Source organism: Wolbachia endosymbiont of Oedothorax gibbosus, assembly GCF_936270435.1.
Lineage (GTDB): Bacteria > Pseudomonadota > Alphaproteobacteria > Rickettsiales > Anaplasmataceae > Wolbachia.
This window is the reverse complement of the sequence record NZ_OW370567.1, coordinates 1,089,794-1,108,266: the sequence shown is the minus strand read 5'-3', so window position 1 is coordinate 1,108,266 and position 18,473 is coordinate 1,089,794. Positions and strand designations below refer to the sequence as shown.

The 18,473-nt window shown below is 35.3% G+C and carries 12 protein-coding genes; 3 read left to right on the top strand and 9 right to left on the bottom strand.

The window, feature by feature from the left end; all coding sequences use genetic code 11:
- Positions 1 to 11 precede the first annotated feature (11 nt).
- From NBW39_RS05560 to NBW39_RS05540, 5 genes are all read right to left on the bottom strand, one after another.
- Positions 12 to 1,565, bottom strand: a complete 1,554-nt coding sequence (locus tag NBW39_RS05560) for a hypothetical protein (protein WP_250295769.1) — start codon at positions 1,563 to 1,565, stop codon at positions 12 to 14.
- A complete protein-coding gene (locus NBW39_RS05555) occupies positions 1,562 to 1,756 on the bottom strand; it encodes a hypothetical protein (RefSeq protein WP_250294797.1) in 195 nt (64 codons plus the stop codon). Before NBW39_RS05555 ends, NBW39_RS05560 begins: the two co-directional genes overlap by 4 nt.
- A 7-nt stretch (positions 1,757 to 1,763) precedes the next feature.
- Entirely contained in the window at positions 1,764 to 2,942 is a 1,179-nt protein-coding gene (locus NBW39_RS05550; RefSeq protein ID WP_250294796.1) for a hypothetical protein, read from the bottom strand.
- 11 nt (positions 2,943 to 2,953) lie between these two features.
- Positions 2,954 to 4,864, bottom strand: coding sequence for a DUF4815 domain-containing protein (locus NBW39_RS05545; RefSeq protein WP_250294795.1), 1,911 nt, complete (start codon positions 4,862 to 4,864; stop codon positions 2,954 to 2,956).
- Between the two features lie 283 nt (positions 4,865 to 5,147).
- Positions 5,148 to 11,522 carry a Tc toxin subunit A-related protein gene (locus NBW39_RS05540; RefSeq protein WP_250294794.1) on the bottom strand — a complete coding sequence of 2,125 codons (6,375 nt, stop codon included), beginning with the start codon at positions 11,520 to 11,522 and terminating at the stop codon, positions 5,148 to 5,150.
- A 48-nt stretch (positions 11,523 to 11,570) separates the two neighbouring features.
- On the opposite strand from NBW39_RS05540, the gene NBW39_RS05535 reads away from it, so the two are divergent.
- A protein-coding gene (locus NBW39_RS05535; RefSeq protein ID WP_250294642.1) for an IS630 family transposase occupies positions 11,571 to 12,430 on the top strand; the annotation gives its coding sequence in 2 pieces (ribosomal slippage) (positions 11,571 to 11,895 and positions 11,895 to 12,430; 861 coding nt in all).
- Between the two features lie 25 nt (positions 12,431 to 12,455).
- Here the strand turns inward: NBW39_RS05535 and NBW39_RS05530 are convergent.
- From NBW39_RS05530 to NBW39_RS05520, 3 genes are read right to left on the bottom strand one after another with little or no spacing between them, the layout of a single operon-like run.
- Entirely contained in the window at positions 12,456 to 13,184 is a 729-nt protein-coding gene (locus NBW39_RS05530; RefSeq protein ID WP_250294793.1) for a Tc toxin subunit A, read from the bottom strand.
- A 17-nt stretch (positions 13,185 to 13,201) separates the two neighbouring features.
- Complete coding sequence (locus NBW39_RS05525) at positions 13,202 to 13,516, bottom strand: hypothetical protein (RefSeq protein ID WP_250294791.1); 315 nt, start codon at positions 13,514 to 13,516, stop codon at positions 13,202 to 13,204.
- Between the two features lie 7 nt (positions 13,517 to 13,523).
- Positions 13,524 to 14,198: a hypothetical protein gene (locus NBW39_RS05520; protein ID WP_250294789.1), complete on the bottom strand. Its 675-nt coding sequence runs from the start codon at positions 14,196 to 14,198 to the stop codon at positions 13,524 to 13,526.
- Positions 14,199 to 14,507: 309 nt separating this feature from the next.
- Between NBW39_RS05520 and NBW39_RS05515 the strand changes: the two genes are divergently transcribed.
- Positions 14,508 to 15,719, top strand: a complete 1,212-nt coding sequence (locus tag NBW39_RS05515) for a hypothetical protein (RefSeq protein ID WP_250294788.1) — start codon at positions 14,508 to 14,510, stop codon at positions 15,717 to 15,719.
- Positions 15,664 to 16,773 carry a hypothetical protein gene (locus NBW39_RS05510; RefSeq protein WP_250294786.1) on the top strand — a complete coding sequence of 370 codons (1,110 nt, stop codon included), beginning with the start codon at positions 15,664 to 15,666 and terminating at the stop codon, positions 16,771 to 16,773. The genes NBW39_RS05515 and NBW39_RS05510 overlap by 56 nt, the downstream gene beginning before the upstream one ends.
- Positions 16,774 to 16,913: 140 nt before the next feature.
- Here the strand turns inward: NBW39_RS05510 and NBW39_RS05505 are convergent, their stop codons facing one another.
- Positions 16,914 to 18,407, bottom strand: coding sequence for an AAA family ATPase (locus NBW39_RS05505; RefSeq protein ID WP_250294785.1), 1,494 nt, complete (start codon positions 18,405 to 18,407; stop codon positions 16,914 to 16,916).
- Positions 18,408 to 18,473: the final 66 nt, after the last annotated feature.

Here is an 18,473-nt window from a genome sequence, read left to right as displayed (position 1 = left end):
CTTCTCCTATTTCATTGCCAGATTTGATGGGTGTGTTCTAACCCTGGACATTGCCAAGCTCTTAGTGTTCTCTCTACATCCACCTCAAGCCCTGTGGTCAGAAAATTGCTACGTATGTTATAAATCCCCCACTGGATAAATTGACCATAGGTGTGTACATCACCTGAAAACGCACCTTCACTAACTTTTGTTCTGGAATGTAGATAAGATGATGTATAAAGTAACATTGCAACTGTTTTTCCTGCTGGAATTTCTACATTACCAGATGCGGAAAATTTGTTACTAGAACTCGTGTATTGGTAAATATTTTTCCATATTATTTTCGAAATTCTTGATTTACTAGCATTGGTATTATCAGGGGTTCCCACAAATGCTCCTGCTCCTTCATATCCTGAGCTCCAATAAGATGTACCAACAAAGTTTAATGTTCTTGTTATATCTCTACTTGTGGTATTTTTTACAAACATTACTCCAAGTGCAGCACACGGGTAGTAATATATCTGATAATTACTACTCGAAAAACTGTTTGTATATAACTCTCCATAAATAAATGTACCTTTACTTCCCTCTATAAAACTGAGTTGTCTTGGCCGATAAAAACTAACGTAATCTGTATCGTATGTATGGCTACCTGACAGTAGTTGCAGCATATAGTCGGTTTTTGTTATATCACTGCTCCATTGACCTAACTCAGTTGTGAAAATTCCGTGACCATAGTAATTATTTCCTCTACCTAGCACACCAAACAAGAAAGGTAATGACCTTGGTTCAATCATATTTCTCTTTTTCACTTCTTTCATAATTGATGAACTGCTAGGCACATCATTGATGGAGTTGAATTTAGTTGTCAGTGTATTTAGTTTATCTTCCCTGGTTTTTACCTCCTTCATAATTGATGAACCGCTTGGCAAATCATTGATGGAGTTAAATCTGGTTGTCAGTGTTTTTAGCTGGTCTTCTCCGGTTTTTATTTCCTTCATGATCGATGAACCATCTGGCACATCATTTACAGCACGAAAATCTTCTACTAAACCTTTAAGACCATCTTTATGACTGTTACTAATGCTATTTATTGCTGCAATATTTGCATTCTTTCTTGTGTCAAGTAACGATATATGTGAATCTGATGATGCTTTTAAAGTGTTTAAGGAATTATCCCTAAGCTTGTTGATTTCATTGACAGAATCTGTTTTTGCTGCAGTTATGGACGATATAGAGGTTGCTTTATTGCTATTTATGTCACTTAAGTGTTTTTTTGCACTATCAAGAAGTTCTTTTAGCTTAACATCTGTCATCTGCACAATTTCAGACACTGCACTCTTATCTACTATTGATTCCAATGCTTTAGCAAGATATGCTAGTTGATCTGGTGTACTATTTACCGCTAAATCCTTAAGTCTTTTTTGTAATGCATCGATTATTTCTTTTATTGTGGTCATTTGCACAACGTTGGAAATAGTTTTTTTATCTGCTATCAATTCCAGCGATTTTGCAAGATATGCCAGTTGATCAGGTGTGCTACTTGCTGCTAAATCCTTTATCCTTTGGTATATTGTTTCTTTCATTCCCAAAAATTCAAAAATTTTTCAAAGTTCAGTCGTTCAAATGCTTTTTGAAGATCATTGTGTTTATTTTTCCTCTCACTCATATCTTCATCTATCTTTTCTATGGCTCTGCGAATACGTACTACATCTTCTACTGCAATGTTTTCTGGATGCGGCAAAGGATATCCTCGTTTGGTTTGATCAAAAGTCATTTAAATTTTATGTTACTATTACTCTGAGATTTTTGACTTTAGGACGATAAACAACCGTTCCACTTAAAACTAATTTTATCCTTGTTTCATTGGCATTAAAGTTCGTCAGTACGTGAACTCTCTCCACCCAGTTGTCTCCGATTGGTTTTCCCGTTGTTAAATTAACTAACTGCCATTCTTCCACGCTTTTTTGCACATACGCTTTAACATCTGCAGTGCCGGGTATCAGCGCATCATATGTTATGGTAATTTTAGTGTTAGCCCCTGCGGTAATGCTTCTAGTTACATAATCTCCTTCTTCCCCTATATTTCCCATAACTAGCTGTAGCCCAGGGTAGAGAACTGGACTTTTTTCTTGCCCTCCTTTTAGGCTTGCTTTTACCGTTAGCTCTCCAGATAATCTTTCACGCAGTGCGAGCGGCAAATTATCAGACAAAAAGTTTTCTCTTCCTTCTTCATCTGTTAAGATAAATTCCACGTTGGTATCAAATGCTACTTTTTCGACGTTCGTCAAAACAATTAAATCTGAAGTATTGTTTGCTGTAACTTTGCCCAGATCAACAACGTGAGAATTTTCGCTAAATTTTGCAGCTAGTAGTCGAAACGTTAAATCTAAATTTTGATGTGGAGTCCACGTACTTGCATTGCTTGATGAAAGTAATACTCCTACTTGATAAGGTTGACTGGTTACCCACCTACTGTTTACTGCATCATATTTGCCAAGTTCTGCTACTTTGACCGCATTTTCCCCGTCATCGGTAAGTAAAACTATCGCATATTCCTGCCCAGCATGGCAAAAAACTGGTGACCACTCTATACGTGTTGCTGTGCCATCTATCTTTATATCTTTTGGCTCAATATAATTTTCAGCAATAACAGCCTGAGATGGCATTCCAACTGTTGTTTCTCTGATCTGCACAACAACACGTTTTTTGCCTTTATTTACAAACCATAACTCTACACCTCCTATATGTCTACTCTCATCCAAGGTAAATGTCTGTGCTAAAGGATCAACACGTTTGCTGGAAAAAACTCTTCTTCTTTCCTCTATGGTAATAGTTTTTTTACCAGTATAAGTTGCCTCTCCATAGCTTCCTTTATCCCCATAAAATTGTACTAATTTTGTACCTGCTGGAATATTTGCTGGGATTTTTATTTTTCCACTTATTCGTCCTTGATTTTCCACTTTTTTTCCCTCTATGCCACGGGTTGAATGACGATGCCATCGAATTTTATTTCTTTAAGTTTCTCACTAGGCTCAAAACCTTCAATCTCAAAATCTTGTACTGCTTCTCTCATAAATTCAGCTTCATATGAATTACTTGACAATAGCTCTGTCATTTCTCTAGTATTAAACTCTCTTGTTACTGGGCTTGACCAATTGGTCTTTATCTCGGTCCAGTGATCGGTGTTTTTGTTCATGGTAACTTTTGCCGGTATCGGATCAAATGCCTGATATGGATTGATCTTTACCTCACCAGTCTGTAAAAGCTGCTCCAATACTGGCTCAAGTTCATACGGCAATAAATAAGATTCTTTACCTCTTTCAACATCAATAATTTCCACGTCTATTGGTAAAATTAGTTCCTTATTTACTATTGCTGCAGTTTGGGAAATACCCTGATCACGCATATCATCATCAAAGAAGGGATCAACAAATACTCCTTTTTTCATGGTTGGCTCTCTTGAATTTGCATCACTACGTAGACGCTCCTCTGCAACTAGCGCATAAAGATCTCTTATTCCACTCTTCATTGCTTCGAGCTCATTCATCGGCACAGCATGGATAGCATTATTCATTACTTTCACCTTTTCCCCGGTTTTCCACGTTTGGTGAATGTAGCAGAGTAAAAGTTGTCCGCTAGGTGCTTTTGGCATTGATGGTTTCCAAGGATGGGCAATTCCCTTGATTCTTCTTACCACCCCTTTGCTATCGATAGTAATTAAATCAAAGCGAGGCATTTTCCAGGTGTAATCAATCAGAACCAAGCTATTATCAACTGCTCCCCTTACTTTACATCCTTGTTCATTTATATCTTCAGGGCTCACCTGAGTACGACAGCGATAAGTTATTTGATAACTACTCCCAGGTGCAGGTTCTTTCCCTGCCAATGACCAATCAATATTTCCTGCGTTTAGTTTATAATCTACACTATTTTCATAAATTATATTGCCTTGCTTAACTTGAATAATCTCAAGTACTGCAGAGTCAGATATCGGATCAATAGCTCCAGAATATGAACCATGAGTAATGGTAATGGTTTTTTGAACAGTTATATCTACTTTTTTAATTTCACTGATTGGAAAATCATTAACTTTCAGTTCCATTACTCTTTGGCTATTTGGCTGAAAAGTATGGGGTTCTGATTCAACTGATTTTATATCTGGGTCTTCATCAAAAGAAACTCGAATACTGTGAGGAAGTTCAATCTCATAGCCATCAACATGAGCTTTTCCTTCATTAATCACAAATATTTTTTCTCCCTCTTCCTTTTGCAGGAACATTACTTCTAGGCCATTTACGACGTAGGAACCATTTGCCTCCTTGTCATAACGAGCAAGTGCAGTGGTTACTATATTTGCTTGTGGTGGCGGTGAATACTGAACAAGAACTCCGTTTTCAATATTGTAAATTGGATAAAATTCTCCATTTGCAGAAAAAGAGGAAGAAACACCTTGAGCTTGATAACCCCAAATGGTGGAAACTTTAAGCCTTGCTGCTCCTACTTCTTGATAATTACGTGTACCAACTGCAGGATCACGAAGATTTTCATCCTCAAGTTCTGTGATGGTTGATTCTACATAATAAACACCTATGCGAACTATAGTATTAAGAGGAATAACAAACTCTTTTGCCTCTACCTTTCTCACCGCTCCACGAAGATAGATTTTTCCAGCTTCAAGTGTAACTTTTTCCCCATCTATGATGCAATTGCTTCCTGCTATAACGTCACCATCACGAAATATCGCATCTCCTATGCCTTTAAGCTTCGAAAGAGCATAATCTTGAATCTCATTTAATTCTGCTGACTGCAAACCTCTTCCTGCAAGAAACAAGCTTTTTTCGTATTCTTTGTCAGAGCGATTATAATAGTTATTCAAGGTCATCAATTAACCTCTGCCTTATAAGGTATTATTACCATAATCTCCTCTATTTTATCTGCATTAGTTGCTTTTATAACCCAATCACTTTCTAACGGTTACTTTATCTATCCCAATACCCAATTTTATATCCACCTGACTTTCATCTGATATTTTTGGTACTAGGTAGATACCGTTATAACTTAATCTGGGTTTTTAATCTCTGCGGGAAAAGTAGGTTTAAACTTAAACTCTGATGATTGTTTAAATCTTTTCTTGATCAAACTCGCTTAACTTCACTGCCAGCATATCATTTCAGTTTTGGCAGAACTTTTACTTTATTGCAGAGCTCCTCGCCACCATCAAACGCAGTATAATCAAGATGAACAATTACATCAGAAACTTTCGTAGCATTTCGCAGTTTCAGTATCCAATCAGATACCGCCCCTGTACCTTCAAATGGTAGATAACGTTCATCATTGAAGTTTAATTCAAATAATCCACTGTCTGCTTGGTTTCCTTTTGATATTGCTATCTGTTGACCTGTTTTCCAATTTACCCTTATCGACTCATTTGATTCATCACTTTCACCAAGTAATGATTTTATTGCCTCAATATCAGGTTTAAGTACCACTCTGTTGCCTGTTTGCTGCAAAGTAGCATGAATATCCTGATAAGGAGCAACTTCTGCTCTAATAGTGATCCTTATACTCTTGATCTTACGGCAATAATGACCTGGAAAATCAAGGTCAAACATCTTTTCTGTTAATGCAAACTTACAGCTTCCTTTAGTTTTTAAGTCATTGATTGCAATAGGACTTAAAGGCATTGTTTTAGTAATCTCTAAAGCTCTCTCATTATTATCAAGATACTCTTTAGTCATCTGCTCAAGAGCAAATTTTAAACTATGACCTGCAAGTAATCCTTCTTTTAAGCTGTTCCAAGAGCTTGCTGTAATAAATACTCTATCATTATTCAACTCATACTGATAAGTTTTTTCCACTTGTTTTACCATCTCCAAGGCCATCTTATAAGCTTGGAAATATATTATCGCTATTTGCCCTTTTATCCAGTCATAGAGCTCTTTACTTGTAAACTTACTTTCGAAGAATTCTCTTTTTTCCTGGTTTTGCTTGATTGACTCTTTATGTACTTTTAATTCTTGCTCAGCAATAGCTTGGTTGATTTTATTAGCCTCTATTGTATGATTAATCTGCTTCACATCACAGGTAGCTAACTTTTTCTGTAAATCCCAATCCTCAGCACGTCTTTGATAACTTGCCATAATATTACATAACTCAGCACTTTCTCTTATGGTATCTGCTGTAGTAGTGAAAGAGCTTGCTCCTGCTTCCACAGAAAAACCAGGGTGAAAGCCACCATTGGAAAAACCAAATATTGTAGGTGACCAATGGGTTAATGCTGCAGCTCCAAATATACCGGACGCTCCTGCACGAGCTGCAATTGCTCCAGCGTGTAAATCCACTCCCTTATATTCAAGAGACGACAAACCAGTCAACGATCCACCAAAAAGTAAATCACCAATAAATTGGAAAAAGTCAAATGCACTAGAATTCATTAAATTGTCATAATGCGATCTACGCTCCTCAGCATTATTTAAACTTGCACTTAGTGCATCTTTTTCTTTCTTTAAGGTCTCTATAGTCTTTTCTTTAACTGATGAAATTAAATTACTGATTATTCCTTCTTGTTTGTTGTATAGAATAGTCAGTAACTCGGCATCTCTCTTTTCCAAAACATCTAGTAACTCTGAGCCAAATTGCATCACAGTTTCAACTATTGATTTTGCATAACTCACCATCTGACTGAATCGATAATGTGGCAGTTGTATTTGTGGTAATTCTACAGAATGGCCTCCAGTTACTGCTGATAGTTGCTTAGGATTAAGCGGTGGCTGGAATAAAGGCGGTACTGCTTTTTTGCCTCCCATATCTAAACAATGTCTTATCTTGTATAAACGATCTTCAACTTTATCCCAAAGACCAATAAAGCTCTTGTTTTCAGGCTTGCAGAAGTAATTGCTGTATTTGATAAGATCATGAGCTTCATCAGATTGAACTTCAGGTTGTGAACCATAGGGTAGTTCTGTTTCCAGTTGCAATAAATCATGCGGTTTTAATTCATTGAAGGATTGAGGCTGAACTGAAAAATTTCCTTTTTTAATAGGTTTTGGGCCAAGTAAATCCCAAGCTCTGATATACAGCATCGTAGCTTGATTTAATGCTTCCCAAGATCCCTTAGCAAAGAGCATATCTCCCCAATCGATGAGATTGTTTACGTAAGATATGATGATGTACTTTTCAAATGAAGTTACATGTTGTTTTGCAATGGTGTATGGATCAAATGGATCAATCGCTAATTCTGTAGTAGTTTGCGTATCACTCAGTGATGCAACGATATTATCACTGTTATGCTCTTCAAAAGGCAAAAACTGCCATGCTTTATCATTGGTAGGGTTGAAGATATATTGATACCATTTTCTTGCTGTAGCAAAATCCTGCTCTCGATTTAAATGCCATGCAGTCAGCATTGGTATATGAAAGAATATCTCCCACAGATAAAGACCATAGGCACCACTAAAATCTAAAAGATCACTTGGACGATGAACAACACTATTCGTTGGGTTAAATCTTTCGAATTTAAGTTGTTCTATTTTCTGCGACTCTAAAGTTAAAATTCTCTTTGGCCCTCCAGCATAAGCTTTTTGCCGTAAATCACGCACATTGCCAGTGATGTTTAATCTCATAAAAGAGAATTTCATATCTTTAAAATCTAATTTTTTTGGAGTTTCACCGATATACTCAAACTCAAGTTTATTTTTATCCTTATTTATCTTATAAGTTGATTGCTCACTAATTGCAGATAAGTTGTAATCTTTAGGTAAAAGCAAGAAAGATTCACGAATATTTTCACGCTCTAAGTTACCTTCGACAATGAACCAACCTGGTTTATTGATTACTTGTTGTGATAGGGACTTTTTAAAATTACCTAATAATGTTAACCACTTTGTAGAATTATTTTCATATAAGAGTTTAGCATTACCCTCTTTATTGGTAACATTAGTCTCAAAGATGTTTTTGGTTTCTCCTAAAAGAAGCTTATCACTACTATCAATTACATCATAAGATGAACTCAGAATTTTATCTGCTAATATTTCATATTTTAATATTTTGTCTTTTAGTATGTAAGGATGTCTATCAGCACCAATAAATGTTACCTTATTTCCTTGAATGATATGTGCCATATAATAAAAATCAGTATATGCTGTAGTTATAGTGGTCCATGTACTGCTTTCATTGTTGTAGATATTTATTATTTCACAATTAAAGAAAATTGCTTTTTCACCTAGTACTACAGTCTTTATGCCGCATTTTTGTTGATTAGCAGAATGAGTATGAATTGTCCATCTTCCAGTTTCATCATCATAGATATCTACTTGTGAGGAGTTTTGATACTCACCTTTCTTACCTCCAAAAAAGATGACTTTTCTGCCTACTACTGCAACTTGTGTGTACCTTCGTGCTTCGCTAGCAGTGTGAGTAGTCCATCTTCCAGTTTCATCATCATAAATATCTATTTGTGATGAGTACTGATGATAACCCTTATCTCCCCCAAAAAAAATAGCCTTTTTCCCCACTACTACAGTGTCTATATCATATCGTGCTTCAGTAACTGGACGAGTTGACCAGCTTTCTGTTTCATAATTATAAATATCTATTTGTGAAGACTGCCATCCTCCAAAGAAAATAGCCTTTTTACCTACTACTGCAACTGTGTCTCGTGCTTCACGGGTAGCATGAGTTGTCCATGTGCCTTTTTCGTCGTCATAAATATCTATTTGTCTGGATCTACCATTACTTCTTTCTCCCCATCCTTGAAAGAAAATAGCTTTTTTGTCTACTACTTTAACTTTTCCACCAGATTGTCCTTCACTAGCGGTGTGAGTTGACCATCTGCCTGTTTCATCATCATAAATATCTATCTTTGATGAGTATTGACCTCTCCAGCCTCCAAAAAAAATAGCCTTTTTGCCGACTACTGCAACTTCTGCATTCTCTCTTGCTTCACTAGCAGTATGGGTTGTCCAATTTCCGGTTTCAGCATCATAAATATCTATTTTCGATGAATATACTCGATCACCTTTTGATCCGCCAAAGAAAATAGCTTTTTTGCCTACTACCGCTACTGCAATGTCTAGTGATCTTCTTGCTTCACTAGCAGTATGGGTTGTCCAACTCCCGGTTTCATTGTCATAAATATCTACTTGTGAAGAATATTGATTACTACTTTTGTCACCTCCAAAGAAAATAGCCTTTTTATCTACTACTGCAACTTCCGGAGAGCTTCGCCCTTCACTAGCAGTGTGAGTTGTCCAGGTTTCATTTTCATTATCATAGATATCTACTTGTGAAGAGTATTGATTAGTACTTACAAGGCCACCAAAGAAAATAACCTTATTACCAATTACAACTTGCGTTGCGCTTCTTTTAGTATATTTCTTCAAGTTAACAGTACGCATTTCATAAGCGAGATTATTAACAAACATTCCTTGCTGACTCTCACTGGCAACTAAATCTTCATCAAGAGTAAATAAATTAGATGGGCTTACACTATCAAATTTTGTTTCACCAATGACAATTACTATTCGTCTCTCTTTTCCATCTTGTTCTTTTAGATAAAAAGCTGCTACTTTCTTCCAGTATAATTTCTTTGCTTCATTAACTGGCTCCACTTTAATATCACTTGCAAGCTTTTGCGGTGCTGTCCAACTGCCACTTGGCTTTTGAAAGATATAATTAATCGTTGCATCAACTCTTTTTTCTTTATCTTTCCCTTTTTCAATTTGCTGCACCCAAAATATAAATAATCTGTTAAATGCATGTATTGGGGTTATAGTTTCAACTGGTATCGATGCTTCTATTTTCTCCCACGCAGTCCAGTAAAGTATATTTTGGTTTTCTTCATCAAATATTGCTGTGCGGTAATAATAATCATAGGGTTGGGCAAGGGTGCGACCAATAACATATAAAGTATTTTTTCCTTCTACTCTCTCAAAACAACTATCAACTATCTTTAAGCTGGTTACTTGTTCAAAATCTTCAAAATACTTCATGTATGCATCACTTACTCCTTCATCGGTGATGTTTCCTTGCATTAAAGTATTCTGTAGCTTTTTGTACTCTGGAGTTATAACTTTACGTAAAGTCGGATTTAAGTAGTTTTCTGGATATAATTTTATCTTATTACTTGCTTCCCATTCTCGATAACTAGATAGCCATTTCCATTTTTCTTCAGTAAAGTCTTTATCAACCTCTACACCTTCTTCTATCTTCATCATAGCGCGATGAATGTATAGCTGAACACTATTTAGTGCTGCTTTAATCGGCGAAATCTTTGAACATTCACTCATTTCAACATCTATCAGCAAGAATCCATAGAGATCCCTCATGTTTTTTAGGTCTGGATTGATATGTATCATGTATCTCGATAGAATATCTCGCTTTTCTCTTGCTAAATATCCTTCATCTTTTTCGGTGATTAGCTCTAAATCTCCAGCAATATCGGTGTATTTATTCCATCCATTACTTGCTTTTAAATTATATAAATCCTTTAACTTTAGTAGAATTTTTACGTTAATTCCTGTGATGTCCATAACAGATTTGATTCTCATCAAAGAATTCACCGGATCTTGCTTGCCAAAGCATTGCTTAAATACTTCGACTTTTTTAATAGCTTCAAGTGTATCTTTATTCCAACCAGTGAGCTGAGCCATTTTCTCCGTTACTTTATCACTGCTGTAGTCATACCAGCTTATGTATTCTGGTAGCGTGGAATATGATGCTTTAAGTGTTTTATAGTTTAACAGAGTCCGAATCTGCTCAATTGACCATTTTCCCTCTACTCCATAGGCACTCTTGTAACTTGCAATATCCTCTACTTCAAGCTTCAATGTTGTAAATACATCTATGTTATGAATGAGCTTTTCTAAAAATCCTTTCTCTGCAAATGGTCGTGGATTTTCCGAGTGAGGAGTAAACGTATAAATAGCATCGAGTATCTCAGGTTGAATGTTGCCTATGCACTTATATACTTCATTATAGAAACTCTGCAGATCTTTTACTTCCTGTACTGAATTGTGCAATTGTTCTGCAAGTTGCTTGCTTAAAGCAGGATTAATTAATCTGATTATTTGTTCAGTGGTAATTGTATGTTTCTTTAGCCAATCGTTAAATTCAACTACGTTCTCTTGATTTACTCCTTCTATCTTTAATTGTGATAAGAGCTCTGCTATTGGTATATTTATTAATCTTGCAAGCAGAACTTGTTTGTATACTTTTAAAATCTCTTCCCCAAATACTTTTTGATCGTTATGGTAGTTAATCAAAGAAGTTAATTCATTACTGTTTACTTCTAAAATATTTTGCAATGCGCTATAATTACTTGCTGTGGCAGCTAAATCTTTGAAGCTTTTCTGACTTAAAAGTGTTTTAAATTCTGGTAAATTATCAATTTTATTTGATACGCTCTCTGGTAAGCTATCAGCATACAATGCGAATATTTTAGCTAAAGGTTGTTGGAACTTTTCTTGTAGACTTTTAATCTTTGCTATTTTTTTTTGATCAATTTTACCTTCACTTAGTGCTTGAGTTATAGTACTTTTCATAATAGTCCAAATAAGGTAAAATAAGGATTTGTAGTAGTGAAGGTAGGTATGCCAGCAGCATATAGTTATGACTTAAGGAAAAAAGCAATGGAAGCTCTAGACGAGGGAGAAAGCAGAGAAACAGTGGCAGCAAGATTTAAAATTGGACGAACTACTTTGTGGGAGTGGCAGCAAAGAAGAAAAGAAACAGGTGACTTTCAATCAAAAAAACTTGGAAATGGAGGTTACAATCACAAAATTACCGACTGGGATGCCTTTGCTAAATTTGCCAGAGAAAACGGAGGAAAGACTCTATTGGAAATGGCTAAACTTTGGAGCAACGTTAGTATCCAAACTATCCACCGAGCCCTGAAAAAAATTGGATTTACACGCAAAAAAAGACCTATGGGTACAAGGAAAGAAGCGAAGAAAAACGTGCTAAATTCTTGAAAATTATAGCAACAAAAGAACCTAAAAACTTAGTGTATATAGATGAGTCTGGCATTGACAACACTGAAGACTACCCCTATGGATATTGTCAGAAGGGACAGCGGTTTTATGCCCTAAAATCTGGGAAGAAAACTCAACGAATCAGTATGATTGCAGCTTTAAGTGAAAGAAAAATAGTTGCTCCATTAACCTTTGAAGGCCACTGTAATATGGATATTTTTAATGGATGGTTTGAGCAATTTTTGATACCGACCTTGGAACCTGGACAAACTGTCATTCTTGACAATGCTACTTTTCATAAGTCTGATAAGATCATTAAGCTTGCTAAAGGGATTGGTGCAGAAATTTTGTATCTGCCACCGTATTCTCCAGATTTTAACAAAATTGAACATCATTGGTTTGCTATAAAAAACAGAGTCAGGAAAAACATTCCTCTATTCAAGTCTTTTCGTCATGCTGTTGATTCTGCCTTTCTATGATCTGTTCGGATTATTATGAGAAGTGCTATAACTCGTCAAATGACCAATTAAGTTTGTTTGCTAAACGAATAAAGCGATGTAGAAAGCTTAGTGCTTGATTATCAAGATTGTTTATCGTCTGTTCTGTAATAGTAAGTGTTATTGAACCTTTAATTTTATTATAGCTATCAAGCAATGGTTGAAGCTTATCGTGCTCTATACCTGTTTGTGCAATGAATGTATCAACATTTTTCAGTTGATCTATTTCCCCGTCTTTTATTCCATATACCTCTTTTAAATAAGCTTCTGCCTCATTATCAGACGTAATTACTTTATATTCTTCCGGAGAAAGACCTAAAGACTCTGCATCAGTGTCAGCATTTTCAATGAGCATTTTGTATATCTCTACTAAGCTTGTTTTATGCTTTTTAAGGTAAGCACGTATACTCATTAGCGGAAAATTTGCTGGAAGATTAAAAGGATATTTGGCAGTTGCAAGCTTGCGTAGAACATCATCTCCAAGATCATGTTTTAGCTTTTTCTCCATTATCTCATTGACAATTTCAAGATATAACTTTTCTTTGTTAGTATTGTCGCAATCGAGTTTAATATCGTAGAGATCAGGACGACGTTCCTTAAGTGATTTAGTTGGTTGTGTAATATATTTATCAACTATTTCCAATAACTTAACCAGATAAGCTGCTGGACTTAGTACTGATTGGCAACTTTCGCACTGATTGTAATTATCGGTATTAAAGATTTTTGGTATATGCATGTTTTCCCCTATAAATTTTAATGTATATTGCAGCAGTGTTGAGCTCGATAATGAGGCTCAGAAATTTCCTTAGCATTTGCTACATAAACTGAGATAAACTTCTTCCTAGCTACAGCTTTTTTGTAGATATCCCGTGCCGTGCTTTCTAAAAATGTATCTTTTACTGCTTCAACAAACCTATCTTCAGATAAGTCAGTAATCTTGAATGCTGAGTCATATAGAAGATTTCCGTTATCTTTAAAACTGAGTAGCTGCTCAACAGTGGAATCATCAAGTCCTATCTTCTGTAAACGAGTAAGCGCATCTTTTGTCATTTCTTTTTCTCCCTTCATAAATTTTTTAAAATGTAACTACAAATGAAAAAGTTTCACGAGTTGCTGCGGTTCTGATAAGTGGTACCGTGTGTTCTAAAACTAATAAAATTCCCGGATTTTCTATATCTTGTGGTTCAAAATATCTCTGTCCTGGAGGCAATTCTTCTTTTACCTTAGTACCAACCATAACCCCTAGTTCCCGTATAACTTGATTTGCTGCATCCGTGAAATCGAAAGTAAATGTGAGGAAAAGGTTATTGGTTGGTACATTAGAGGGCCTAAACCTTCCAGAAGGAGTAACAAGCTCTCCATTTTCATCACCTGTGCAGAAGAGAACCTCATCGACAACGCGTCTGCCAAGTTCATTTAGCAGTTTTTCAGACGTAATGGACTCTGGTGGTGTATCTTCAGTATACTCTATAGTAACTGTTCCACCTGTAGGAATAGAGCTATTTTCCGTACGTTTTATTACACCAGCAACTGTATAGTCTATACTTGACTGATAAGTTGTTTGCTCTTTAAAAACTTTTACATCTTTAATGGGGTAGTGTTCAAGCTTAATTTCACCCTCAACAAAAACTTTTTCGACCTGATGGCTACTTTCCCAGCTTTCATCACCCGTTCCCCAGGCAAGATGTATTGGTTGCTCTTTTATGCTTGCTGCTATTGCTGCTCTTCCCGTTTGGGTGAGGATTGACATTATTTTTCTCTCTGTAGTTTGCCTTCGTTATTGGGAATGGCTCAAACCTGGAACTATAGGCAAAAAGCACTCTTTTTCCATTACTTATAAGATTAGTATAGGATGAAAGCTTCTTTAACGCATGCCTATTACTTAATATATACATCTTTCATAGTTGTATGTTTAAGTGAAAGAAAAATATTTTATCGATATTTCGCTTAAATTTCTGTTGATTAATTCTTAAATTATGTTAAGTGTAGCGCATCATGTTACACATAGTATATGGTTAATCTTCATCCTAGCAGAGAATTCTGGGAGAGCAGTTTAGAAATGCCAGTAGATCATTGGCTACTTAGCTTTCAAAATGAGGAAATGCGTAAAAATTGGCTTTATTCCCTCTCAGGTAGACAACTAAATGTTATCTTTCTTCACTGTTTTAAAGGTCAGCAAAATGAGCAATTATTTAAAGAACACGAGTTTTGGAAGTATGATGATATTTCAGTTCAACAAAAACGTAAAATGCTCATGAACTGTTCAGATTCTTTGTTCGAATATTATCTACTTAGTCATTTTAACCATTCTAAACTTGAATCTGCTGTTGTTGAAGTAGCAAAATCTGCTTTGAGTGAAGAGTTGATCACACAGTTTTTATGTAAAAACAATAAACATGATAAAAAATCCTTGATCTTTGTTTTATTTCACAGTGATCCAGAATTAATCAAATGTGTTTACCACTTTGATAAAGTACAAAAGAAAGGATTTTCATCTTTCGCTTTACAGAATTCTCCAAGGCAGATGAAAATTCCATTTAAAAACTTTATATCAAAAGAAGTTATTCACCAATTACTACAAGAATACGATGCTGAAAAAGATGATGGCTTTGAAACTCAACTACAAGGTTTTTTCTACCATCAAAATCGTATATACGTGTTTATACGTCGTGCTAGCAATAAAGACTTACTCTTCAGTTCAAACCGCATTATCCATGGATATAGGCCAGATTGGATTATTCTGGATTTTGCACTACATGGTAATCAAGTAAATCTATGTGCTAAGAATTTTAGTGAAAGCCTAAAAATAGCAAATAGTATCGTAAGTCATTATTTTGAACGTGAATGCTTGTTCATCAACATGCAAGACCAGAATTGTACACTTCTTGTTGCAACATTCTTGAAATCTTCCATAGAAGGTACTGATCCTAATATTTGTCTATTTGAGGTAAAGTTTCGTTCGACTCAGCTCAAGAAAGACACGTACTTAGTTATAGTTACCAATCCAGTTAACTCAATTGCTCGGGAATTACAAATGCTAAAACTAACAATCGAGCAAGATAATTCACTTGTTGAATCTATTCGTATTGTATTTCAAGAGAAGAAAGTGACTCTGTTCTTTAAAAGGAATCAACATTATACTACTATTTATTACTCAGAGCACATACTCAATAAAAACGGGCGAGAAGATTTTAAATCATTAATGAAAGAGACCTATGGACTTACAATTCTCCCAAAAGCAAGCTGTTGCAGATATTCTGAGATCTCATGACTCCTGGATTGATCCTAGTAAAGCTTATTTAGAAACTGCATTGTGGTTGTCTGGCCTTGGTTTTATTAAATTAAAAGAAGTTGATTTTGTTATTTGCTCTCGCGAAGAAGATCATCTAGATTGGCCTCACGTATTTTACCCAGATTGTAATAATGAAATTCCTATTAGTCCAGATTTTGATGAAGAGTGTGATGACATGCTTTGTGAAGATTGTTGTCGCTATATTTTACCCAATACTCATCAAAAGCAACGATTTCACCTACTATCAACCAATCTTAACTTAGAAAAAATTGCAAGTTGGTTCGAGGATTTATTAAGCGGCTCAAGATTAATCTGGCGAAGAGCAGCAGAGGGAGTTTACCACATAAGCAGCCAAGGTAGTATAGTAAGCGTAATTATTCTTGACCTTTGCACTGATGCAGTACATTTAACCGTAGATAAACTTAGAATTCAGCCCACTATCCTAATTACCGTAAGAGAAAATATACCAAACTTGCCACTTGTTTTGCCTATCGTAAAAATGTCTGATCTTTTTTGTGAGAATAAGAGTTTACATGAAATAATTCTTGAAGCAGCTATACCAGAGTTAATTGCTAATGTTTCTACGCAAATCTTTCCCATTATTTCACTAAAGGAAGTTAAACCTAAATTACCAAAAAAGGTTCTACAACTAAAGTTTTCGCATGGTGTGGTTTACGTCAATGACATCGAAGTAGTAAATAAACGAGCTACGTTGTGTGTTAGTATTTTTCGCGTTTTATTCAAACAATTCCTTAATGATTTTGAAAATGATGTACCGTTAGAGAAACATATACCCCTTAGCATTGAAAAAATAGCAGACCGTTTAACTTTTCATTCAGAAATCACAGATTTAGAACAACAAATAAGATATCCTCTGAATAAAATGCAAAGAACGATAAAAGAAAAACTAGCCAATCAATTGGGATTAAGCATTAAACGTGATGATGTTATTCAAACCATTGGTTGGCCAGAATTAACTTGTAAAGAACACGGTTATCGTCTTAATCCCTTTAGTCTTATGTTAAAAAGGTAAATTTCTGCTTCACCTCTTGTATTTCCTTTTATAATTTTTATTTCCACAGCTACTTCAGATTTGATGGCATATTTTTATTCTCTATGAGCTTTAGCCTTCCTACAACGACAAAGCTTTTTGAAACCCTATTCTTTTGCATACTAAATACCGCAAACTTGTGAATACCAACTGCCATTAACCTTACTGATAAACTTTGTTGGCAAGGACTGACCATTTTTTGACTCAAACATCAACTGGCGAATATTTTCCTCTTCGATTGGTTTTAACATGAGCATACCAGAAGTATAAACATTTCTTAAACTGCTTGCACCACTTAAACTTTGAAAAGGATTTTCCTTAGGAAGCTTTTTATTAACATTGTGAGTTAAGATAACTCCTGCACTTGGATTAATTGTAGAACGTAACTTTTCGACTTTTTCCTGCAAAAAGGAATACATAACATTGTTGTCATTTTCATTTCTATAGTTAAAGACATTGCGTAAAGAGTCAATAACGATAACATCTACCTCTGCTGGGTTGAAAAATTGTTTTACGGTATTATAAACTTTACTCTCGTCAAGTAGTAAATTAGTATCAGATGTAATAGCAAAGTTATTGGCAACTAAGTCCAAAAGTTTGCTGTCAATCTTAAGTTGTTGTAGTCTCTCACGCATATAGTGATAGCCAACATCAGTTTGTAGATAAAAGATTTTTAGAGGTTTTACTGGTACCATATCAAAAAATGGAACACCTGCTGACATATTAGCGAGCCAAGAAATCAAAAAATCAGTTTTTCCCACTTTAGGAGTACCACCAAATACTAATAATCCACCTGGTATTAAGATTCTTGGGGAAATTATATCTTTTGGTATTGGTGACTTATCGTTTAAATACTGCTTTACAGAAAAAGCTGAGATGTTTTCTTTAACTACTGGATTGGCTGATATTAACAGCCGGTTTATATCTATTTCTTCTGCAATAGCATCAAGAGCACTCCATCCACTCTTTTTACCTTCTGGAATGTTGAGAATAGAGCACTTTAGATTACTCAGCTTATTAGCTATTTTTTCAGCATACTGTTTACCTGCTTCATTATTGTCTGGCCAAATGATGATCTGTTTTCCATTGAGAGGTGAAAAGTCTGTCTGATCAATTGAGTCAAACATCATTGTTGTTGCTGTGATACCATGATTTGTTAATTTTTCAGCACATTTTTCGCCTTTTACTATAACTACTCTGTTTGATTTTATGATTTCAGGAATGTTGAAAAGTGGCTTTGTGTGCGTTTTAGTATTCCAAGCATAATAACTGTTATCATTATAAAGATAGACATAAATAATGTCTTTGCCGTTTTCATCACGGTAAATGAATCTTTCAGCATTGAGCCATTTTGATATTAAGCCAATAACGTCAAAAAGTTTAGTTTTACCAGTAACAAATGCCCAAAGACTGATGATATCTCCACTTTTACCGGTAACTAAGCTAGACCAATTTCCTGCCTTCATGTCGACTACGATTTGGTCCTTTTGTAGATCAGCAATACAAAACTTCTTTTTATAGAATCTTCCATTAGGAAAAAGATGAGAAATGCATGCTTTAATATTATGAAGTAGCAGTGATCTAATTCCTAAAACATCTTCAGAATCTTTCCACAAAAAGTTTTCTGTAATACTCCAAAAATCCATATATCCCCCATATTTACTTTTTTACTATTTTTTTAC